Consider the following 22,244-nt stretch of genomic DNA (forward strand, 5'->3'; position numbering starts at 1 on the left):
TCAGCGCGGCGACGAGCTGCCACGCGCGGGTAGCCGGCCCCGTCCGCTGCGCCCCGTGACCTTCCCTCCCGAGACGACGATCTCCCCGCGGCTCAGGACGTCTCGTGGCCAGCCGCGCACGGAGGTGCCGTCGTAGGGGGAGTAGCCGGCACGGCTCTCCCCGCGACTCCCGTCGACGACCCGCGTCTCGTCGGGGTCCCAGATCACGAGGTCGGCGTCGGACCCCGGAGCGATCGTTCCCTTGCGGGGATACAGGCCGAAGAGGCGGGCCGGGTTGGTTGCGGTGAGCTCGACGAAGCGCGCCAACGAGATGCGGCCGGTGAGCACGCCTTCCGAGAAGAGCATGGGTCGCACGGTCTCGAGGTCGGCGACACCGGGCCGGAGCCGCTCCAACGAGGTGCCTGCCTCGAGCTTCTGTTCGAGCGTCCAGGGAGCGTGGTCGGTCGCCACGGTGTCGACGGTGCCGAACCGCAGGCCGGCCCAGAGGGCGTCGACGTCGTCGTGGCGCCGCAGCGGTGGCTGGCCGATGTACTTCGCGCCGTCCTCCCGCTGCAGCAGCTCCTCGGTGAGGTAGAGGTAGAGCGGCCGCGTCTCGACGTAGACGGGCACGCCGCGGGCGCGGGCGGCGGAGCAGGCGGTGAGGGCCCGCCTGCTGGAGAGGTGCACGACGTAGATGGGCGTGTTCGAGACCTCGGCGAAGGCGATGAGCTGGGCGACCGCGGCCTCCTCCGCCGCGTCGGGGCGCGACTCACCGAAGTGGCGGAAGTCCGCCAGCCCGCGTTCGAACAGCGACGCCGTGCAGTGCCCGATCAGCTCGTCGTCCTCGCAGTGGACCAGGGTGAGGAACCCGCGGCTGCCGGCCTCTGCCATGAAGCGGTAGTACTGGCGGCGCCGGGTCTGGAAGGCGCCGAGCGTGGCGAAGACCTTGATGCTGGTCTGGCCCAGCTCCTGGAGCGCCGTCAGCTCGCCGGGATCGAGGTGTTGTTCTTCGGTCACCACGGGGTGCAGGAGGACATCGACGACGGCCTGAGCGCGCACGTCCTCGGCCACCCGCCGGCACGCATCGGCCAGTGCCTCGCCGGGGCGAGGGAAGGTGATGTTTCCGACCGTGGTGACCCCGCCCGCGGCGGCTGCCCTGGTGCCGCTCTCGAAATCGTCGACCCACGGGTACGAGCCGTCGGCCAGCTCGGCGGGCGAGAGGTGGACGTGCGCGTCGATCCCGCCGGGGAGCACCAGGCACCCCTGCGCGTCGATCACGTGGGGAGCATCGATCGAGGAGGACGAGATGGCGGTGACGATCCCGCCGGTGATCGCGATGTCCGCGCGAACCACCGAGCCGTCGATGACGACCTCGCCGCCTCGGATCGTGGTGTCAGCGCTCGTTGCCGTGCTCATCGCCGTTACCTTTCTCCTTCGGTGCTGCCATCGCCCGGGTCAGGGCCGGACCGCCGCGCCTGCCTCCTCGGCCGCCGCGGCGCGCGCCGGTACCGAGATGGGCTCGGCGGCCGCGCGCGCCCACTCGAACCGCGTGGCGAGCAGTCGTGTGATCAACACGAACACCAGCCCGGTCAGGATCGGGGTGACGAGACACCGCAGCACCGTCTCCGGGAGGAGGAAGTACAGGCCTGCTCCGATTGCGGTCGACAGGACCGCCACCGGGTTGGTGCCGCGCAGATACCAGTACCGGCCCCCGCGTACGAAGAGCTGGGGTACGTCGATGCGCCACCGCTTGACCACGACGTAGTCAGCGACCAGCACTCCCGCGATCGGGGCGAACAGACAACCGATGGCCACACCGGAGATGGTGTTGAACCCGTCGATGATGGCGGGGAACGCGGAGATGGCGACGCCGATGGCGCTCGCGACCAAGGTGGACCAGAACCGTCCCAGCCTCGGGATCATGTTCACGATCGCGAGGCCGCCCGTATAGAGGTTCAGGACGTTGATCGTCCAGTTGTCGAGTACCACCACGATCAGGAGCGCGACGAACACCACGCCCGACGTGGTGATCCCCGAGATCACGTCGAAGGGGTTGGAGACCGTGCCGAGCGTGGCCGCCGCTCCGTACGCCCCGAGCACCGCCGACAGCAGCGCCCCGAGGATCGCAGCCGCCATCGTGCCGATCCACATGTCGGCACGCGTGCGGGAGTAGCGGCAGAAGTCGGCCGCGTCGGTCACCATCGTCAGCCATGCCGCAGCCACGGAATTCGCCCACACGGCGATCCCTACCCAGCCCAGCGTCGACGAGCCGTTGAACGAGAAGACCTCGCTGGGGTGAAAGCCTGGAGCGTCATGCGATACGAGCAGGTACAGCGAGAATCCGAGGACGACGATCTTCAGTGGTAATGCAATGCGCGAAAGGTGTTTCAGCGGGCCGTAGCCCATGGTGGCGATGAGCACTTGGAAGGCGGCGAAAACGAGGCTCGTCGGCACGAGGGGGAGCGAAATTTCCAGCCATGCATGAAGGACCGCGACGATCGCCAATGCGCCGGCGATCGTCTGGAAGGCGAACTGGAATGTCGTGACGGCCACCCGCAGCAGGGACGCTATCCAGCGAGACCCGATCACTCCATACGTCATCCGGGTGCTCACCTGGCCCGGGACGCCGTAGTCGACGCCGATCGTCGCCACGATGACGTAGGGCACGAACGCCACGGCGATGCCCAGTGTGACAGCGATGACCGCGCCCCAGAACGACAGTCCGCCGGCCACGGCGAGACCGCCGATCAGAATCATCCCGGGGTTCACCAGGAAGTTGAATACGATCGAGAATATATCGCCCCAGTGGGTGGTGCGCGCTTCTTCCGGAACCGGTTCGATTCCGCGTTGTTCCACGCCTCGGGGCTGGCGGAATCGCGGCCGCAACGACTCCTCGAAACGATCGGCGTTCACCATCGAAGACCTCCGGGCGAGTCGGCTGTTGCGCCGGTCGGACTCGTTCTCAGAAGGGCTCCCGGGGAGCCGATTGTCTTCGTTACCCTTGGTCAACTACATCGAGCTGGTCAAGGATCTCGGGTGAAATGCCTGAATTGTCCGTTGAACTACGACAGCGGCTCGAGGGCGTGCAGCCGTGGCAGCACGTCCTTTCCGATGCGCTCGAACGATCGCAGCATCAGTGCGTGGTCACCCACGATGTGCCGTACGAGGGCGTGGTCGAAGCCGATGGCGCGGTACTCCTCGAGCTGCTGCACCACCGACTCGGCAGATCCGACGAGCAGCCGATCCATTCCTCCGCCGCGGTAGCCCTCGGCGAGGATCCGATTCACCACGCTTTCCGCCTCGTGGTCGGATTCACCGACGTAGATGTCACGGCGAAGCACGGGCAGCGGCGTGCGTCCATGGCGGACGGCCGACTCCCGATATGCGTCGAGCTGCTCCACGAGCTCCGCGCGGGTTGCGTTCTGGCCGGCCAGCCATCCGTCCCCGAGCCGTCCGGCCCGCTCCGCGGCGGCACGCACCGTGCCTGCCAGCCAGAGCGAGACGGGTACACGCGGTAGCGGCCCGGTCTGCACGTGGTTCAGCCGGTGGTAGCGGCCCTCCATGGTCACCGGCTCGCCGGTCAGCAGGGCCCGCAGTGCGGTGACGAACTCCTCGGTGCGGCCCACGCGGGTGTGCTCGGTCATGCCGAAGGCGGCGAACCGGCTCTTGCCTTGTCCGAGCGCCAGCGTGACCACGAGTGGCGCTTCGGAGAATGCGGCGATCGTGCCGATCTGCTCCGCGATCAGGATCGGATCGTAGAACGGGGCCAGCAGCACCGCTCCGAGCGTCATGTTTCCGGTTGCGGGCATCAGGCGTGCGAGCGTCGGCACCGGGGAGAAAGCATTGGCGTAAGCCGGCGGAACGGCATGACTGTCGCCGACGACCAACATGTCGAGACCGGCATCGTGGGCCGCGGCTGCGACAGCGAGCAGGTTCGTGGCCTGTTCGCGGGTGGACATCGCCCCCATCGGCCGTTCGATGAAGCCGCCGGGCGGTAATGCCGCAAGTGCGGCCCGAAAATGCTCGAACGTCTCCGGCGACGTGGGAAAGACGAACCGGAGAGATGTTCCGAGCTTCATCGAAGCCCCCTGGGCGGCAGATTCGTGTCCACGGAAGATATCCATATGTTTTTGGTGCTGCAATGTGACCGGCGTCACGACGATGTGTTCGGCGGTGCATGGTCGCGCGGAGTCGGTCGTCGCCGACCGGTCGGCACGCGGGTCCGACAACTCAGGTCGCCAACAATTTCGGGGGGTTCCGGTGTTATGGGTGGTGCTGCCTGACAAGCCGGTTCCCGAACGCTCAGCTTAAGACGATGTTGACTGCTGATGCCTTGTCGTGCTCCCGTCGATTCTGCGACGGTGAGATCATGAACCGTCAATGGGAAGTGCCCGCCTATGACTACCTTGTCGTGGGAGCCGGAACGGCCGGTTGCGTGCTCGCTTCCCGATTGTCGGAGAACGAGGACACTCGGGTTCTCCTACTCGAGGCGGGTGGGCGGGAACCGTCGGAGGGGATGGCGGCTCCGGCGTCCTGGTTCAGCCTGCTCGGGAGCTCGGCCGACTGGGCCACCACGTCCGTCGTTCAAGATTTCACCGGTGGGCCGCACCTGTTGTCGCGGGGCCGCTGCCTCGGCGGATCATCGAGCATCAACGGAATGAACTTCCTGCGCGGGCATCGCTCGAGCTACGACGCATGGGAGGCCTCTGGGGCCACAGGGTGGCAGTTCGCCGACCTCCTTCCCTACTTCCGGCGCACCGAGCGCGCCGAGAAGCGTGATCCTCAGACCCGGGGCACGGACGGGCCGATGACCGTGTCCGTGTCGGCCGAGCGCAATCCGGTTCTCGCCGCATGCGTCGCAGCCGCTGCCCAGGTGGGGCACCCGCCGGCCGACGACGTGAGCAGCGGGCTGGAGGAGGGGTTCGGCTGGTGCGACAACACCATTGTGGACGGGGCCCGGCAGAGCGTTGCCGACGCCTACCTGCGGCCGGTGCTTGATCGGCCGAATCTGGACGTCGTCACCGACGCCCTGGTGCATCGGCTCCGGCTGGAAGGCGGTCGGTGCACCGGGGTCGACTACTCGGTCGGCAACACGATGATCTCCGTGGAGTGCTCCCGGGAGGTGGTGCTCACCGCGGGGACGATCGGTTCGGCGCAGCTGTTGCTGCTCTCGGGTATCGGGCAGGCGGACCATCTCCGGGAGGTCGGCGTCGACGTCGTGCACGACCTGCCCGGGGTCGGCGCGAACCTGCACGACCACCCGTTGGCGATGGTGACCTACAGCGCGAAGCGCCCGGTGCCGGAGATTCCCGGCAACCCACCGAGTGAGGCGCTCGGACTGGTGCGCAGCGCTCTCGCTCTCGATGCCCCCGATCTGCAGATCCTGTTCGTCAGCGTGCCCATCCGTCCCCCTGTCCTCGCCGGGCCTGCCGTCGGCTACACGATCGCCTTCTCCGCGATCACCCCGCACAGCCGTGGGTCGCTCCGGCTGACGAGCGCGGATGCCACGGTGGCGCCACTGGTGGATCCGAACTACCTCGCCGACGATCACGACGTCGCGACGATGATCGACGGCCTGCGGCTCGCCCGCGAGATCGGAAGCGCTGCGTGTCTCGCGCCTTGGCGTGGTGAAGAGGTGCCTGCCGGTCCGGATGCCGGCGACCTCGCTGCTGTGCACTCCTATCTGGCGGCGAGCCTGATGCCCTACTTCCACTACGTCGGGACCTGCCGGATGGGCGTCGACGAGATGGCCGTCGTCGATCCGCAGCTTCGCGTGCGCGGGATCGACGGGCTCCGGGTCGCCGACGCGTCGGTGATGCCGTCGATCGTCTCCGCCAACACCAACGCCACGGTCTGCGCCATCGCCGAACGAGCGGTCGACCTGATCACCGGTGCGGAGTGACCGCGAAGCCGGTGTGGTCCGGTCAGGGTGGGGGAACCCCCGTTCCTGCGCATGCCGCCATGATCAGCGTATATACGGGTTGCACCCGTCGACGCGCGGAGTCGGGCGTCGACGACCAGACCACTCAGGAGCGTGCATGACCAGTTCCGGGACTCCCGCGCCCACCGTCTCGGCGGCGCGGTTGCGTCGCGACCTCGAGCATGTCGCCGGGTACGGCGCCACGGCGAGCGGCGGCGTCAGCCGAACGAGCTTCTCCGAGGCTGATCGGCAGGTGCGGGCCTGGCTCGTCAACGAGTGCGAGCAGGCCGGGCTGGCGCTGCGCACCGACGGCATCGGCAATGTCTTCATACGGCTGGAGGCTCGGGACGCGGCCGCCGGCACGCCCCCGGTCTGGGCGGGCTCGCATCTGGACAGCGTGCCCGAAGGGGGCCGCTTCGACGGTGCGCTCGGATCGCTGGCCGCGCTGGAGGTGGTGCGCCGCCTGGCCGAGGAGGACGTGCCCCTGCGACGACCGGTCGAGGCCGTGATCTTCGCCGACGAGGAAGGCAGCTACCACCACCTGCTCGGCTCGACGGCGGTGGCGCACGGCTTCGCAGCGGACGAGCTCGCCCGCCTGCGCGGGCGCGACGGCGATCTGCTCGTCGACGCGCTGGAGGGCATGGGCTGGGACCCCGGCGCGGCGACCCGGACGGCGGTGCGCCCCGGGGACGTCCACGCCTACGTCGAACTGCACATCGAGCAGGGCTCGGTGCTCGAATCAGCCGGAGCCGGGATCGGGGTGGTCACGGCGATCGTGGGGATGGGAGGCGGCCACCTCGAGTTCCGTGGCCGCCAGGACCACGCCGGCACCACACCGATGCCGCTGCGGCGCGACGCGCTGCGCGGCGCCGGTGATCTGCTGGTACGCCTGCCGGAGGCGGCCCGGTCGGTGAGCGAGACCGCCGTCGCCACGTGCGGCATCCTCCACGTCGAGCCCGGCGGGGCGAATGTCGTGCCGGGCCTCGCCCGCGTCCAACTGGACTTCCGCGACTCCGATCGCACGCGGATCCTCGAGTTGGAGGAGGCCATCGTGGCCGCGGCGCGTGACGTCGCCGACCGCCATGGCCTGGAGGTGAGCTACACCCGCGAGAGCATCACGGACCCGGTGCCCCTGAACCCGCGGATGCAGGATCTCGTGGCGACGGTGGCGGCCGACCAGGGCATGAAGACGCTGAGCCTGCCGTCCGGTGCCGGGCACGATGCACAGAACGTGGCGAAGCTCGCCCCCACAGGCATGATCTTCGTGCCCAGCGTCGACGGGCGAAGCCACTCACCGGCCGAGTTGACCACCTGGGAGGACGTCGAGGCCGGGGCGAACGTGCTCCTGGCGACGGTCCACGCGCTCGCCACCGAGTAGCTTCCCGCCCGCGACCGAGCCCCGGCCGCCACCGTGAGGCGGCCCGGGCTCGGCGGAGATGTGTACGGCGAGGCAGCGCCCTGCCCCGGCGTGTCAGCGTCCGGTCGTCCCCTGCGGTCGCGCCTGCTCGGCCACAGGTGCGATGTCGATCTTCAGCTCGCCGAGCGCGTCGATGCAGATCGCTACCCGCAGGGTCTCATGGGGGGCGAGGATGACAGGCAGATCTGCGCTGATCAGGGGGAAGCAGCGAACCCTCAGCAGATGGGGGCCTGCCTCCACCGGCACGCGGGTCGTCGCACCGAGATGAAGATCCGCGGCCCGTTCGTCATCGACGTACACGTGCAGCCGCCGTCCCGCGCCCGCCGTCAGTCCCAGAGGCCGGTACAGGACGAATTCAGCTGTCCGCTCCCTGGATGGAGCAGAGTCGGCACACATGGAAGTCACCTCTCGGACCGTCACGCGCGTTCTCGCGCTCCCGACAGCGTCTCGCCGTCGGCAGCGTCTGAGTACCTGCCCTGACGTCGTCCAAACGCATCCGGCCCGAAACGTGACGACGTGGTGCTACCACGGCCTGGTCGGATCCCGGTGGGTGCCGGCGATCACGCGCAGCGCCTTGCGTCTTCTCCCGCGCCGTTCGCGGAGGACAGCACGAGCGCTGAGGACCGCGATGGTCGAGTAGCCGCTGAGCAGCACGGCGAGGAGAACGTGCGAGCTGGTCATGGGTAGCTCCCGTGGTACTGCGGCCAGAGTTCGGCGTGAATCGGCCCGGGGCAGGCCGACATCCACGAGGTGAGGGTGCGTGGCGGGGTGGGGCGCCCGGAAGGCGCATCGGCAGCTTGTTGACGCCCGATGCGAGGATCACTGCGCGTTCTTGACGTCCGATCGGTCCGACAGGAGCGGATCACGAGGGCAAGGCCGCCGGATGCGGGGCGGCGGGCAGGCTGATCACGATGGTGAGCCCACCGCCCGGTGTGTCCTCCGCGGTGATGGTGCCGCCCATTGCCTCCGTGAAGCCGCGCGCCACGCTCAGCCCGAGCCCGAGCCCGCTGTTCCCCCGGTCGCCGAGGCGCTGGAACGGGGCGAACATCCGGTTGAGCCGGTCGGCGGGCACCCCGGGACCGGAGTCGACGACGCGTAGCTCGACCATGTCGGCATACGTGCTGGCCCGTAGCGTGACGGGGGCGCCGCCGCCGTGGCGGAGCGCGTTGTCCACGACGTTGACGACGACCCGTTCGAGCAGGCCAGGGTCGGCGAGCACCGCGGGGAGCCGTTCGTCGATCTCGAGCCCGACGCGCTCCGTCGGCCGGTACGTCGGGTCGAGCCCGCGCATCGCCAGCAGCGCCACCTCGTCGAGCCCGACCGGACGCAGCTCCGGGGCCACGGCGCCGGTCGCGATGCGCGAGGAGTCGAGCAGGTTGTTCACCACCGCGGTGAGCCGGTCGGCCGATTCCTCGATCGTTGCCGCGAGCTCCGAGCTGTCGTCCTCGGACAGCCGGAGATCGCGGTCACGCAAGCTGTTGGCCGACGCCTTGATCGATGCCAGCGGAGTGCGCAGGTCGTGACCGAGGGCGGACAGCAGTGCGCTGCGCAACTCGGTCGCGTCGGCCCGTCGGCGCGCCTCGGCCACTTCGCGCGTGACCTGTTGGTTGCGCAGGGCGAGCAGCGCCTGACCGCCGACCGCTTCGAGCAATCGCTGGTCAGCGGCCGGCAGCGGGGCGCCGCGGCCGACGAGGTGCACGTCGGGTTCGACCGCCACGTCGACGTCGGCCTGCTCAGGGCGCGCGCAGTCCGGCGGTCCGGAACATGCGGACGTCGTCCAGTGCCCGTCCTGCCGTTCGAGGATCGCCACCGTCGTCAGCCCGAACGCCTCGCGCAGCTTGTCCAGCAGCCGCGGGAGCGGCTCGGGGCGGGTGAGCACCGTACGTGAGAGCGACGCGAGCAGCGCCGCCTCGGACCCTGCGGCGGCGGCCTGCTGGGCGCGCCGCGCGGCCCGGTCGACCACGAGCGCCACCAGTACCGCGACCAGAACCATCGCCACCAGGGTGATGACGTTCTCCCGTTCGGCGATCGTGAGCGTGTACAGCGGCGGGGTGAGGAAGAAGTTGAGCAGCAGGGCACCCGCACCGGCCGCGAACAGGGCCGGGCCGAGCCCGCCGACGAGCGCGACGACCACCGTGGCGAGGAAGAACAGCACGACGTCGGTGGACAGACCGAACACACCCTGGCCGAGCATGCCGACCGCGGTTGCGCCCACGGGCAGGACCACGCCGAGTGCCCACCCCGTGGCGCGGCGGGTGAAGGAGACGGCGCTGAACCGGTGGGGCAGCTGGATGCCTCGGCCGGCCTCGGGGTGGTTGACCATGTGGACGTCGATCGGCCCCGATCGCTGCACCACCCGCGCGCCGATGCCCTCGACCAGCAGGCGGGCCACGCGGGACCGGCGGGAGGTGCCCAGCACGAGCTGGGTGGCGTCGACGCCGCGGGCGAAGTCGAGCAGCGCGGCAGGCACGTCGTCGCCGACCACGGTGTGGAACGAGGCCCCGACGTCCTCGGCGAGGCGGCGCAGGTTCGCGAGAGCGCTGACCGGTGCGGTGACCAGCCCGTCGCCGCGCAGGACGTGCACCGCGAACAGTTCGGCCGAGCTGGAACGCTTGGCGATACGGGCGGCCCGACGCAGCACGGTCTCGCTCTCCGGCCCGCCGGTCAGCGCCACCACGACCCGCTCCCGGGTCTCCCAGACGTCGCTCACATGCTGGTCGGTCCGGTAGCGCTGCAGCGCGACCTCGACCTCGTCGGCCACCCACAGCAGGGCCATCTCGCGCAGTGCCGTGAGGTTGCGGGGCTGGAAGTAGTTGGCCATCGCCGCGTCGACCTTCTCGGCCGGGTAGACGTTGCCGTGCGCCAACCGGCGCCGCAGCGCCTCCGGGGTGATGTCCACGAGCTCGACCTGCTCGGCGCGGCGGACGACCTCGTCGGGCACGGTCTCCCGCTGGTGCACGCCGGTGATCCGCTCGATCACGTCGTTGAGCGACTCCAGGTGCTGGATGTTGAGCGTCGTGAGCACGGTGATGCCGGCGTCGAGAATCTCCTCCACGTCCTGCCAGCGTTTCGCGTTCCGCGAACCGGGCGCGTTGGTGTGTGCCAGCTCGTCCACGAGCACGACCTGCGGCGCGCGGGCGAGCACAGCATCGACGTCGAGCTCGGTGAGGACGACGCCGCGGTGCGTGAGCCGGCGGCGGGGGAGTACCTCCAGCCCCTCGATCAGGGCGGCGGTCTTCGAGCGGCCGTGGGGCTCGACCAGACCCACGACGACGACGGTGCCGCGTCCCGCGCGGCGGTGGGCCTCACCGAGCATCGCGTAGGTCTTACCGACGCCGGGCGCCGCCCCGAGGTAGATCCTCAGCTCGCCGCGCGTACCCATGACTTCACCTCGACTGCTCTCTGCTCGCGATCACCTCGCGCCCGATGGCAGCGAAGTCGAGGGTTCGACAGCATGCGACCGCCGCAGTCACCTGGAAAGGAACCTTGACGATTTCCTAACGACGCTGCGGTTTAGGGGCGATCGGCGCAGTGGCGGCTACCCCGCCTGGCCGGTTGAACAGCCGGGGTGAACGAAGTACGTCAAGATTCGGGCGCGCCGGGTCCGAAGCGCGCACGCACTCCGGTTTAGCCGGGGAGTGTGCGGGGAGGCTGCGGTTGTGAGTATTCGACCATCCGGTCCGACCTTGCCGTGGGGCTCGTTGACGGCTGCCCTGGGAGCGGGTCGACGCGTGGACCGGGTCGAGCTGAAGACCATCCTCGACGTCGAGCTCGAACAGGCCCTGTCCGTGCTCGACGTGAGGGTTGAACGGCCGCAGCTCCGGCTCGTCCATTACCTGGACACGCCGGACCTCACGCTGCATCAGCGCGGCATCATCGTGCGGACCCGCGTGACCGACGGCGTCGATGAGGATGTCGTCGTGAAGCTGCGCCACACGGAGCCACAGGTCAAGAGCCGTGTTCGAGGCCTTGCACTGGAGTTGGACGTCCTGCCCGATGTGGCGATCTGGTCGGCGTCGATCAAGCGGCGCCTGCGCCCCGGGACGGTGCTGACGTCGATCGGGCAGCGGCACCCGGCTCGGCGCCTGCTCTCGAGGAGGCAACGCGCGCTCCTTCGCGCCGCTGCCGGCGATGGATTCGACATCGATGATCTGGTGGTCCTCGGTCCGGTGAACGTGGTGCGGCTGACCTCGGGGGAGTTCGAGCATCGCATCGATGTGGAGTCGTGGATCTATCCGGACGGCTCGCACGTCGTCGAGCTGTCGGTGAAATGTCGCCCGACCCGCTCTCACCGAGTAGCCGCAGGCCTGCGCGAGCTCATCGCCGACCGGCGGATCGTGATGTCACGGCAGCAGACGACCAAGACGCAGGTATTGATGCAGCATCTCGCGTCGCGGTAGCAGGCTAGGGGCGGTCGGGGGCGTGAGCCGCTCTGCGTGCCGGAGTGGAGCCGACGGCGTTCAGCTCGCGGCTGCGGGTCTCCGGCGAGAACACCACGGTGACCACCGTGATCGCGATCAGCGCTATCACCCACCAGTAGAAGGCCGCGGTGGCGTCGTGCCGGCCCAGGTAGGCCTGGAGGTAGGGCGCGGTGCCGCCGAATGCTGCGACTGTCAGTGAGTAGGGGATGGCCAGGCCCAGCGCACGGATGCCGGTGGGGAAGAGCTCGGCGAACAGCGCCGGGAGGATGGAGAGCGTGCCCCCGATCAGCACCGTTGCGACGGCCGCTGCCACGAAGAGCTGCCAGGCCTGGCCCTGGATCAGCCCTTGCAGGGGAAAGAGCAACACGGCGGACGAGATCATGCTGACCAGCAGTATCGGACGGCGCCCGACGCGGTCGGCGGCTGCTCCCCACAACGGCAGGCTCATGGTGAACAGCACGGTGGCGGCTGCGGTTGCCCACAGGGCGGCGGCCGGGTTCGTGTGCCGTTGCTCGATGGCGAACGGCAGGACGGCCGCGCTCCATGTGTAGAAGGCCACGGTGACGCCTGCGGTGAGGCCGATCACCTGGAGCAGGAGCACCGGCCGGGCGCCCATCTGCCGCCACGGTGAGGTGCGGCGTCCGGGGCTGGCAGCACTTGTGAAGATCGGCGTTTCGTCCAGTCGTCTGCGCATGACGGTGCCGAACAACCCGAGGACGCCGCCCAGCAGGAACGGGATTCGCCAGCCGAAGGTCATCATGTCGGAGCGACTGAGCAGTGTGGCGAGAACGGCGCCCAGAGCGGTGGCGAAGAGGCCACCCAGCGCGCCGGAGACGTAGTTCAGGCTGGACCAGCGGCCCCGCCGGGACGCCGGCGAGACCTCGGCGAGGTAGGTCTGTGCCGCCGGCAGCTCACCACCCTGGGCGAATCCCTGGATGAGCCTGGCCAGGAGCAGGACGATCGGTGCACCGATGCCGATCGTGGTCGCCGTCGGACTGACCCCGATGATCAGGCTGCCCGCGGCGGCCGTGACGACGGAGAGCGTCATGGCGGGTTGCCGTCCGACCTGGTCGGCCATCCACCCGAAGAAGAGGCCGCCGAAGGGACGGGCGACGAACCCCACGGCGAAGACGGCCAGTGTGCTCAGCAGGTCGCTTCCCGCGTCACCGCTGGCGAAGAACTGTGAGGCGAAGAATACGGAGAATGTGGCGTAGATGCCGAGGTCGTACACCTCGATGGCAATGCCCGCACCGACCGTCGCCAACATTCCGAATCGTCCGAGTGCCGGACTCGCCCGATACCTCGAAACTCCCATGCCGCCATCCCCCTCGGTCCGTCGAACGGTCCCACTCCATCAGGCGGAATAGTCGCTGTCGATGCCGAGGCGCGAGCGCGCAGATATGTCAGTTCGTCCGTTTCCGCTCCGCGGCCATTCGGATCAGTTCCATCCTGGAGTTGATCCCGAGCTTGCCGAAGATGTGCCGAAGGTGGGCGTTGACCGTGTGGGGGGAGATGAACAGCGCTGTGGCCGCCTCGCGGTTGGTCGCGCCTTCGGCGACCAGCCGCAGCACGGCCGACTCGGATGCGGTCAGCTCGGGCCAGGCCGAACGCTCCTCACGCCCTGCCGAGCGCCGCACCCCGTGGGCCCGGAGCTGTTTGCGTACCCGGGCGGCGTCACGGTGGGCGTCCGCACGGAGGTAGAGCGTGAGTGCCCGATCCAGGTGGGAAACGGCCACCTGAGCGTCGGTGGCACCGGAGAGACGGCCGGCGTCCTCCAGCGCCGAGGCGCGCACGAGCGGTCGCGGGTCGTGCTCGTGCAGGAGCGCAGTTTCCACCGCGAGGTCGGTCCGCTGGTCGAGGAGAGCGCGTGCGTGGAGGGCCGAGGCGCGCAGGAACGGGAACGCGGGCCAGGATCGGGCGACTGCCTCCACGTTGTGCACGACCGACTCGGCGTCGCTGCGCCGTTCGGCTCGCAGCAGTAGCGCAACCAGAGCCGGGGCATCGGATGCTGACCGCGGATCACTGACCGGCAGCATGCCGGAGGCCAGCGGGTCGATATCGGCCACGTCGACCGTGCAGGCGCCGGGCCTGTCGGCCGCGTCGTCGAGTCTGGCGCGGAGCACGCGACCCAGGCGGCGGCTCGTCTCGACGGGCGACTCGACGAGACGGAGCGCGAGACGGCGAGCCAGGGCGAGGTCTGCCGCGAGGCCGGTGTGCAGGGCAACCCCGCCCAGCACGTGGGCGATCACGCCCTCGAGAGGGCCGCCCGGAACGGTGTCGTCGCCGTCGATCCCCGCCAACTCCAGCAACGCTTCGGCCTCCGCCTGCGCGTCTCCGAGGCGTCCGGCGGCGAACAGCGCGTGGCTGCGGAGCATGGACCACACACGGGAGTGCGTCGGGATCGCTTCGTCGGTTGCGACCGTGATGCCGTGGTCGATCACCGCGAGGGCATCGTCCAGGCGCAGCGAGCACGTCAGGACGAGGGCCCTCCAGGCAGGCGCCTTGTTGAGCGAGATGCTCGGGAGATCGGTCCGACTGTCCGGCCGCACCGTGTCGTCGACGATCGTCGTCGCTTCATGGAGCGCCCCCCGAGCCATGAGCTGGACCGCCATCGCATGCCGGGCGAGATCCCTCGTGTCCGCATCGACGTCGTTCGCAGTGGCGAGCGCGACTGCGCGCTGGGCCGCGTCCTTCGCCTCGATCCGATCGCCGGTGAGTTCGAGGGAGAAGGAGAGGAGCGCGAGCGCCTCGGTCTCGAGGGTCGGCGGCAGCCCCTGGCGGCGCAGGCAGGAGTGGGCCTGTTCCATGCTGACGACGGGAGCGAAGGCAAGCGCGGCCGCTCCGAGACCGAGTCGTGTCCTCACCTCTGTGGCGGCGTCCGGCAGCTCGCGCGCATGCGTGACCAGCAGCCTCTGCGCCTCTGTGAGGTGCGTTGCACGAAGGAGAAGGTCGATCGTCTCGCCGACGAGCTTCGGGCGGGACGGATCGGATTGCGGCATCAGCTCCAGCGCGCGCTTGCTCAGCGGCACCGCGACCGACGGCGACGAGCGCCCGATCGACCGGCTCGCCTCAGCGAGGAGCTCGACGGCGGCCGAGTCACCGGGAGCCGCAAGCTCCATGACCAGCGGCGCCACCTCGGCCGGTGCAGCACCGTGGCGGACCATCACCTCGACGGCCCGACGTTGCAGCGCGGTGGTGATGGAGCTGGGCAACATCGTCTGCACCGCCTCGCGCACGAGGTCGTGGCGGAAGCCCAGGCGACCTGACTCGTCGACGATCAGGCCGGCTGTGATCGCGTTGCGCAGAACCGGCAACAGATCGGCTGCAGGCCGGTCGAGCATGTCCGCGAGCTCGTCGAGCGAGAACCGGCGGCCCAGGACGGAGGCCATCTGCAGGGCTGTATGGGCCTCGTGCGGCAGCCGGTTGAGATGGTCCTCGATCGATCCGACGAAGCGGCGGGGCAGGGTCGCTCCGGCGAGAGCGACGACGCCGTCGCGCTTCTCCACCAACGACTCGTCGGCTAGCCCTCGCAGCAGCTCGGCGAGCATGAAGGGGTTCCCGTGGACCCGATCCAGGAGATGGAGGAGGGCATTGTCCGGCCGCCCGTTCAGCGTGTCGGCGGCGATGGCGGCAACCGCTGTGGTCGAGAGCGGGCCGAGGGCCATCCGGGAGGTGTCGGGGCTGGTGACGTGGGTGACCCACTCCGCGAGCGATCTCCCGCCTTCGTCCCGGCGGAAGGCCAGCAGCCACAGGATTCTGTGTGAGCTCAGCATCTTCGACAGCCAGGCCACCATTGTCAGCGTGGACTCGTCGGCCCAGTGGAGGTCGTCGAGCGCGATGATCAGCGGACGGAGGATCGCCTCGGCCTCGAGAAGCTGGGTGATCTCCCACAGCAGCCAGAGCCGCTGAGCGGACTCGTGCTCGGCCAGACAATCGCGCAAGGAGCCGAACACGGCCCCCGCGCGGGGAGCCAGGGCGCTGAGCAGCACGCTCAGGGGGACGGTTCGCGACGCCGGGCTGCCTCCGCCGGAGAGGATCTCGATTTCCCTCTCCCGGGCGTCCGCGGCCGCGGCGGCCAGCAGGCTGGTCTTGCCGATGCCGGCCTGGCCGTCGAGGAGGATCACGCCGCCGCGCCCCCGCACGAGCTGGTCGAACGCCCGGCGGAGGGCAGCGAGCTCCGTCTCCCTGCCGTGGAGGACGACCACGGGGGACCGCGATGGAGCTTCGTATGCGTCGGTCCCGGCCATCGCCACCTCCCCTCGGCACTTACGACAAGCGGTCGGCGCCGGTTCATCCGCCCTGGTCGTGCGTCACACACCGGCAGGGCAGCCGGCTCGATGGTGGCGGAGGCGTGCGATGCGCGCGGCTCCCGACGGCTGGCAGCCTCGGTGGTCGTGGTCTCCGGGCTCCCAGAACCGCGACGTGGGCGGTTGACGGGCGGGCAGGGCCGCGGTCTTCCGGTGTAGGTACGACCTCGCGAGGGGTGGGGCCGTACCAGCACCGGTTCACGCTGCAGATGCCGCCGACTCGCCGACGCTCCGGCGGTCGCGGAAGCGGGGCCGATTTTCCGGGTGGGGTGCGCACGGATGCTGCGCGGTGCATCGTCCGCGACCTGATCTTTCGTGCGGGTTGGTCGCGATGTCTGCACGACTGTGACGTGTGGGGCCCGCGGGGGGTGTGGCGGGGCTCCGCGCAGTGGGCAAGGATGGCGGAACCGCCTGAACGGAGGAGGTCGGCAGGTGGACATCAACTGCGACATGGGTGAGGCATTCAGCATCTATCGCTGCGGCGACGACGAGGGCTTGATGCCGTGGATCACCGTCGCCAACGTGGCCTGCGGCTTCCACGCCTCGGATCCGCGCGTGATGCAGCAGACGGTGGCGCTGGCCAAGGAGCACGGCGTCCGGGTCGGAGCCCATCCGTCGTTGCCCGACCGCGAGGGCTTCGGCCGTCGCGAGATGAAGCTGGACCGCGACGAGCTCACCGCGGCCGTCGTCTACCAGGTCGGCGCCTTGTCGGGCTTCCTTCGTGGTCAGGGCATGGAGCTCAACCACATCAAGGCACACGGTGCCTTGTACGGGATGGCGGCGCGCGACCCGGAGGTCGCCGAGGCCCTCGCCGACGCCGCCGACATCTTCGGGGTGCCGCTCATGGGCATGGCGGGCACGGTGCACGAGCAGGTCTGGGGTGCGCGGAGTGCGGGGTTCATCTCCGAGTACTACGCCGACCTCGACTACCGCCCCGACGGCTCGCTCATCATCACGCGCGTGCACCAGCCGTTCGACCCGGCCGCGTCGGCGCGGGGAGCGGTGCGCGCGGTGACCGACGGAGTCGCCACGGCCGTGGACGGCTCCGAGATCCCGGTGCGCGCCGACTGCGTCTGCGTGCACTCCGACACCCCGAACGCCGTGGACGTCGCCAAGGCCGTCCACGAAGCTCTGCGCCCGCACATGTCAGCTTGAGAGGAGCCCCATGGCCCGGCACGAGGTCGTCTCGCCGATCCCCGGCGTGTTCTACCGGAGGCCCGACCCCGACAGCGACCCGTTCGCCGCCGAGGGCCAGACCGTCGGCGCGGACGACACCGTCTGCCTCGTCGAGGTCATGAAGTCCTTCCACCAGGTACCCGCCGGTGCGGCGGGCACGGTCGTGGAGTTCCTGGTGGAGAACGAGGACGTGGTCGACGCCGGCCAGCCGGTCGCGGTCATCGAGGCATCCCCGGACGGACAGGGGTGAAGCGCCTCCTCGTCGCCAACCGCGGCGAGATCGCGGTCCGCATCGTTCGTGCAGCCCGTGACCTGGGTATCTCCACCGTGGCGGTGCACAGCACGGCCGACGCGCAGGCCCCACACGTCCGGCTGGCCGATGCCGCCGTCGAGATCGGACCGCCGCCTGCCGGGAAGAGCTACCTGCTCGCCGACGCCATCCTCGACGCCGCCCGAGAGACCGATGCCGACGCCGTGCACCCCGGCTACGGGTTCCTCTCCGAGCGGGCCTCGTTCGCAGCGGCGGTCGCCGACGCCGGCCTCGCCTTCGTCGGCCCGGCCGCCGCGGTGATCGAGCAGATGGGCGACAAGGTGCGGGCCCGGCAGGTGGCCGCCGCGGCGGGTGTCCCGACGGTTCCCGGCACGCCGGGCGGCGTCGCGGACGTCGACGCCGCGGTCACAGCGGCCGCCGAGATCGGCTATCCGATCATGCTCAAGGCCGCGGCGGGCGGCGGTGGACGTGGCATCCGTGTCGTCACGGACGAGGCGGGGCTGCGCTCGGCGTTCCCCGCCGCGTCGAAGGAGGCGGCCAGCGCATTCGGCGACGGTGCGATGTACCTCGAGCGGTTCCTGCGTCGCGCCCGGCACGTCGAGGTGCAGGTGCTCGGTGACGGACGAGACGTCGTGCACCTGTTCGAGCGCGAGTGCTCGCTCCAGCGCCGCAGGCAGAAGGTCGTGGAGGAGGCCGTCGCCCCCGGTATCGACGACGGCGTGCGGCAGGCCATGACGGCTGCCGCCGTCCGGCTCGCGCGGGAGGTCGGGTACGCCAGCGCGGGCACCGCCGAGTTCCTCGTCGACGACGAGACCGGCGAGTTCTTCTTCATCGAGATGAACACCCGCATCCAGGTGGAACACCCGACCACCGAGCTGATCACCGGCATCGACATCGTGGCCGAGCAGCTCCGGATCGCGGCGGGGGAGCCGCTGCGGTTCGCGCAGGACGCGATCGTCGCGCGCGGCTCGGCGATCGAGTTCCGCGTGTGCGCCGAGGACCCCGAGAAGGACTTCATGCCTTCCCCGGGCAAGATCGAACGCCTCGCGTTGCCGGCAGGGCCCTGGGTGCGCGTCGACACCTGGCTGGAGCCTGGTGGCACGGTTCCGCCCTTCTACGACTCCCTGCTCGCGAAAGTCGTCGTCTGGGGAGAGGACCGGGAGACCGCGATCCGGCGCGGGCGGCGCGCGTTGGGGGAGTTCGCCGTGGACGGCGTGCCGACCACCGCTGCGCTGGGTGCGGAGATCCTCGCCCAGGATTGGTTCGCAGCGGCGGATTTCCACACCGGCGCACTGGAGCACTGGCTGGCCGAACGGAAAGAGGCAGCGACGTGAAAGAGGCGGCGACGTGACGCTGACGGACGTGCAGGCCGCCCGCTACAGCTGGGGCGGCGACGAGTTCGTGTTCGTGGAGCTGGCCGAGGAGATGAGCCTCCAGGCCAACTTCCGGGTCATGGCCATCACGAAGGCATTGCGCGAGAACCACCCCGAGGGCGTGCTGGAGATCTGTCCGGCCAATGCGTCCTACCAGGTTCGCTACGACCCGGACGTGCTCGAGCCACACAAGCTGCTGGGGCTGCTGCAGGAGCTGGAGAAGCAGGTCGGTGACGCGCACGACCTCGCGCTTCCCACCCGGGTCGTCGAGATCCCGGTCTTCTATCGCGACCCGTGGACCACGGAGACGCTCATGCGCTTCCGCGACCGCCACCAGGATCCCGACGCCACCGACATCGAGTACGCCGCACGGATCAACGGCTACTCGTCGGTGGAGGAGTTCATCGATGCCCACGCCGGCTCGCCGTGGTTCGTCTCCATGGTCGGGTTCGTGGCGGGGCTGCCGTTCAAGTTCCAGATGGTGCCCCGGGAGCGGGCGATCATCGTGCCCAAGTACCTGCGCCCGCGTACCGACACCCCGAAACAGACCGTCGGTTACGGCGGGTGCTTCGCCTGCATCTACTCGGTGCGCGGCGCGGGTGGCTACCAGATGTTCGGCATCACCCCGGCACCGATCTACGACCCCACCCAGCAGCTGCCCGACTTCACCGACTTCATGGTCTTCTTCCGACCCGGCGACATCGTGAAGTACACCCCGATCGACCGCGAGCAGTACGACGCGCACGTCGCCGAGGTCGAGGCGGGAACCTTCCGGATCCGGACGGCCCCGGCGGAGTTCGCGCTGCAGGAGTTCCTCGACGACCCCGACGGCTACAACGCCCGGCTGCTGGAGGTGCTGCGGTGATCGAGGTACGCAAGCCCGGCCTGTCCACGACCGTCCAGGACGCCGGCCGTACCGGGTACTACGACGTCGGCATCCCGCCGTCGGGCGCCCTCGACCAGTACGCGCTCCGTGCGGCGAACCTGCTGGTCGGCAACCCGGCCGGTGCCGCGGCGCTGGAGATCGTCTACATGGGGCCGGAGCTGGCGTTCGAGGAGCCTGCCGTCGTCGCGGTGGCGGGCGCGAGCATGACACCACGGGTGAACGGCGAAGACCGGCCGCTGTGGGAGTCGTTCCCCGTGGCCGCGGGCGACGTGCTCGACTTCGGCTACCTGACGGCGGGCGCGCGCGCCTACCTCGCCGTTTCGGGCGGAATCGACGTTCCCCAGGTACTCGGCAGCCGTTCCACCTACGGCCTCGGCGCCCTCGGTGGCTTCGCGGGGCGCCCCCTGCAGACCGGCGACAAGCTCCCCGTCGGCTCGTCGTCCGGCCCGAAGCCCGGCCGCAGCGTGCCGCTCGACCTGCGGCCGTCCTACTCGAAAGACGTCGAGGTCCGCGTGGTGATGGGCCTCTACGACCACCGCCTCACCGCCGCGGGCCGGGAGAGCTTCCTCGGCACCACCTGGACGCTCACACCGGTGGCCGACCGCATCGGCTTCCGCTACAAGGGCGCCGAGCTGGAGACCGTCGAGCGTGAAGCGCCGTTCGGTGCGGGTCAGGACCCGTCCAACATCGTGGACGCGCCGTATCCGATCGGCTCGATCCAGGTGCCCGGCAGCGTCGAGCCGATCATCCTGCATCGCGACGCGGTCTCGGGCGGTGGCTACATGATGGTCGCCACCGTCTTGTCCGGTGACCTCGACATGGTCGCGCAGTCGGCGCCCAACACGCGCACGCGGTTCGTCGCGGTCGACCTGGACGGCGCCCTGGCTGCGCGGGCCGACTACCGAGCCCGCACCGGCCGGTTGGCGGAAGCCCTTTCGCCGAACGCGGGATGAGGCTGCGGTAGGGCGCTCCTACCCACTCGACCGGTGACGTGCGGCGCGCTCGAGAGCAACCGAACCCACGGCCAGCAGGGCGAGGCGAATCCGATTCGCGCCGTACCAGCGGCTCATCAGCGCGTGTCGTTCCTCGGGTCCGATCGGCGGGCCGCCGTCGAGGAGCCTGAGGTTCACGCGCCGAACGAGATACCCGGTCACGGCCGCTCCGGACAGCGAGCAGACCGCAGCCACGAGAAGGGCGACGCGGTCACCGTCGTTGCGTTGCCCGTCGACGAGCGCAGCGATCGTGGAACCGAGCAGGATCGGAGCTGCTGGAAGGTGGTAGCGGGCTGGACTGCCTGAGGCGAGGAGGCCGGCCCGGCCGCGCGCAGAGCTGTCGTGCTCGTCCGCGAGCCGGTCGGGCATCCGCACGACCGCCTCATAGAGGTTCACGAAGAACCACTGTTGGTGCGCGACACGAGCAATGGTCAGCGGCAGCGATCGAACGCGGGCGGACGATCTACGCGCAGAACTCCCCACGTCGTCAGCCTTGCAGAGAAGCCTGGACGCGCCAAAGGATCGGCTCGATCCACGACGCGATCCCTGGTGGCGGCCACCGGCGCGTGACCCGAGCGAGTCACGCCACGAGTCGGGGCCGGGCCTTCTTGCGGCTGACGAGGATGAGGCTGGCACGGCAGGCCGCCAGCACTCGCGCGGTAGCCGCGCTGCTGCCCTGGTTGCAGCGTGGGCAGTGCATGGTCACCGTTCGCGCGAGTTCGTCCACGGCAACGGGCAGCTCCACTGCACAGTCGCGACACCAGCGGTGTCGCGTGACCGGGTTGACGTGTACCGGTGACGAGACGCACTGGTGGATCCACCGACCGTGCACGTGGCATGTGAGCCGGTCGTCGGGGTGGAGCCGGCCGGCGTCCTCGCCCTCGTCCTCCGCGGCCAGCCAGTGTGCCAAGGCATGCTCGGTCGAGCTGCGCACCTGACCCCGGGGTTCCCGCTGGTCCATGCCGCCGACCTCCCCACCACTTCCGACCGACTCCGCGAGGAGCGTGACCGGTTTGTTCCGCGGGACAAGCATCGCGAGCACGCGTATCCCGCGCATCACCGCCAGCGGACGTCGTCGTCGGGTGCTGACGGGAGTCCTCGAGGTGATGCTGGCAGGTATGAGGGGGCCTGATTCGGGTGTCGATTTCTTGCTGATCGCGGGGTAGGTGTCGCCGTTCTCCGCGATGTTCAGCCGGTCGTCCACCCATTGCTGCAGGGGCTGGATGGTCAACGCCGAGCCGAGGACAGATGCGTAGGAGTAGATATGATCACAGACGCATTTACCCCAGCGGGTCGTCGCCGCGCAGCCGGGAGAGCCGACGAACGTCGTGCACGGGTGGTCCGATCCGCTGTCCACCTGACTGAGAAGCTGGAACGTGTGCCCGTGCTGCTCATTGCATCGATCTACTGGGCGCACGACGGCAGCGGACGTTGCATGCCATGACGCCGACCCTTTCCTGTCCGCGCGACCTCACCGCGCTCTGCGAATGTCCGTGTCTCTT

General features: G+C 69.7%; 18 protein-coding genes. 8 read left to right on the forward strand and 10 right to left on the reverse strand.

Annotated elements, in window-relative coordinates:
• From hydA to ABD743_RS16165, 3 genes are all read right to left on the reverse strand, one after another.
• Window positions 1-1,395, reverse strand: a complete 1,395-nt coding sequence (gene hydA, locus ABD743_RS16155; protein ID WP_344722898.1) for a dihydropyrimidinase — start codon at window positions 1,393-1,395, stop codon at window positions 1-3.
• A gap of 39 nt (window positions 1,396-1,434) precedes the next feature.
• Window positions 1,435-2,835 carry a purine-cytosine permease family protein gene (locus tag ABD743_RS16160; protein ID WP_344722899.1) on the reverse strand — a complete coding sequence of 467 codons (1,401 nt, stop codon included), beginning with the start codon at window positions 2,833-2,835 and terminating at the stop codon, window positions 1,435-1,437.
• Between the two features lie 206 nt (window positions 2,836-3,041).
• On the reverse strand, window positions 3,042-4,058 hold the full coding sequence (locus ABD743_RS16165; RefSeq protein WP_344722900.1) for an LLM class flavin-dependent oxidoreductase: 1,017 nt from the start codon (window positions 4,056-4,058) through the stop codon (window positions 3,042-3,044).
• Window positions 4,059-4,348: 290 nt separating this feature from the next.
• On the opposite strand from ABD743_RS16165, the gene ABD743_RS16170 reads away from it, so the two are divergent.
• On the forward strand, window positions 4,349-5,881 hold the full coding sequence (locus ABD743_RS16170; RefSeq protein ID WP_344722901.1) for a GMC family oxidoreductase: 1,533 nt from the start codon (window positions 4,349-4,351) through the stop codon (window positions 5,879-5,881).
• Window positions 5,882-6,017: 136 nt separating this feature from the next.
• Entirely contained in the window at window positions 6,018-7,277 is a 1,260-nt protein-coding gene (locus tag ABD743_RS16175; RefSeq protein WP_344722902.1) for a Zn-dependent hydrolase, read from the forward strand.
• A gap of 93 nt (window positions 7,278-7,370) precedes the next feature.
• Here the strand turns inward: ABD743_RS16175 and ABD743_RS16180 are convergent, their stop codons facing one another.
• From ABD743_RS16180 to ABD743_RS16190, 3 genes are all read right to left on the reverse strand, one after another.
• Window positions 7,371-7,616 (reverse strand): hypothetical protein, encoded by a 246-nt coding sequence (locus ABD743_RS16180; protein ID WP_344722903.1) that lies wholly within the window; start codon window positions 7,614-7,616, stop codon window positions 7,371-7,373.
• 222 nt (window positions 7,617-7,838) lie between these two features.
• Window positions 7,839-7,997 (reverse strand): hypothetical protein, encoded by a 159-nt coding sequence (locus ABD743_RS16185; protein WP_344722904.1) that lies wholly within the window; start codon window positions 7,995-7,997, stop codon window positions 7,839-7,841.
• A gap of 181 nt (window positions 7,998-8,178) precedes the next feature.
• A complete protein-coding gene (locus ABD743_RS16190; RefSeq protein ID WP_344722905.1) occupies window positions 8,179-10,698 on the reverse strand; it encodes a DUF4118 domain-containing protein in 2,520 nt (839 codons plus the stop codon).
• 349 nt (window positions 10,699-11,047) lie between these two features.
• Between ABD743_RS16190 and ABD743_RS16195 the strand changes: the two genes are divergently transcribed.
• Entirely contained in the window at window positions 11,048-11,716 is a 669-nt protein-coding gene (locus tag ABD743_RS16195; RefSeq protein WP_344722906.1) for a CYTH domain-containing protein, read from the forward strand.
• A 4-nt stretch (window positions 11,717-11,720) separates the two neighbouring features.
• On the opposite strand, the gene ABD743_RS16200 is transcribed toward ABD743_RS16195, so the two are convergent.
• Window positions 11,721-13,004, reverse strand: coding sequence for an MFS transporter (locus ABD743_RS16200; RefSeq protein ID WP_344722907.1), 1,284 nt, complete (start codon window positions 13,002-13,004; stop codon window positions 11,721-11,723).
• A gap of 136 nt (window positions 13,005-13,140) precedes the next feature.
• Window positions 13,141-15,984 carry a helix-turn-helix transcriptional regulator gene (locus ABD743_RS16205; protein ID WP_344722908.1) on the reverse strand — a complete coding sequence of 948 codons (2,844 nt, stop codon included), beginning with the start codon at window positions 15,982-15,984 and terminating at the stop codon, window positions 13,141-13,143.
• A 492-nt stretch (window positions 15,985-16,476) separates the two neighbouring features.
• Here ABD743_RS16205 and ABD743_RS16210 point away from each other — a divergent pair, with 492 nt between their 5' ends.
• The 5 genes from ABD743_RS16210 to ABD743_RS16230 are packed head-to-tail and all read left to right on the forward strand — an operon-like array spanning window position 16,477 to window position 20,703.
• Window positions 16,477-17,199: a LamB/YcsF family protein gene (locus ABD743_RS16210; protein WP_344722909.1), complete on the forward strand. Its 723-nt coding sequence runs from the start codon at window positions 16,477-16,479 to the stop codon at window positions 17,197-17,199.
• A gap of 10 nt (window positions 17,200-17,209) precedes the next feature.
• Complete coding sequence (locus ABD743_RS16215) at window positions 17,210-17,470, forward strand: acetyl-CoA carboxylase (protein WP_344722910.1); 261 nt, start codon at window positions 17,210-17,212, stop codon at window positions 17,468-17,470.
• Window positions 17,467-18,825: an acetyl-CoA carboxylase biotin carboxylase subunit gene (locus tag ABD743_RS16220; RefSeq protein ID WP_344722911.1), complete on the forward strand. Its 1,359-nt coding sequence runs from the start codon at window positions 17,467-17,469 to the stop codon at window positions 18,823-18,825. Before ABD743_RS16215 ends, ABD743_RS16220 begins: the two co-directional genes overlap by 4 nt.
• Before the next feature lie 13 nt (window positions 18,826-18,838).
• The gene (locus tag ABD743_RS16225; protein WP_344722912.1) at window positions 18,839-19,729 is read left to right on the forward strand and encodes a 5-oxoprolinase subunit B family protein; all 891 of its coding nucleotides are present in this window, start codon (window positions 18,839-18,841) and stop codon (window positions 19,727-19,729) included.
• Window positions 19,726-20,703, forward strand: coding sequence for a 5-oxoprolinase subunit C family protein (locus ABD743_RS16230; RefSeq protein ID WP_344722913.1), 978 nt, complete (start codon window positions 19,726-19,728; stop codon window positions 20,701-20,703). Before ABD743_RS16225 ends, ABD743_RS16230 begins: the two co-directional genes overlap by 4 nt.
• A gap of 18 nt (window positions 20,704-20,721) precedes the next feature.
• Here the strand turns inward: ABD743_RS16230 and ABD743_RS16235 are convergent, their stop codons facing one another.
• Entirely contained in the window at window positions 20,722-21,138 is a 417-nt protein-coding gene (locus ABD743_RS16235; protein WP_344722914.1) for a DUF1772 domain-containing protein, read from the reverse strand.
• A gap of 184 nt (window positions 21,139-21,322) precedes the next feature.
• A complete protein-coding gene (locus tag ABD743_RS16240; protein WP_344722915.1) occupies window positions 21,323-21,973 on the reverse strand; it encodes a hypothetical protein in 651 nt (216 codons plus the stop codon).
• Window positions 21,974-22,244: the final 271 nt, after the last annotated feature.

Source organism: Pseudonocardia yunnanensis (genome assembly GCF_039534065.1).
Classification (GTDB): Bacteria; Actinomycetota; Actinomycetes; order Mycobacteriales; family Pseudonocardiaceae; genus Pseudonocardia; species Pseudonocardia yunnanensis.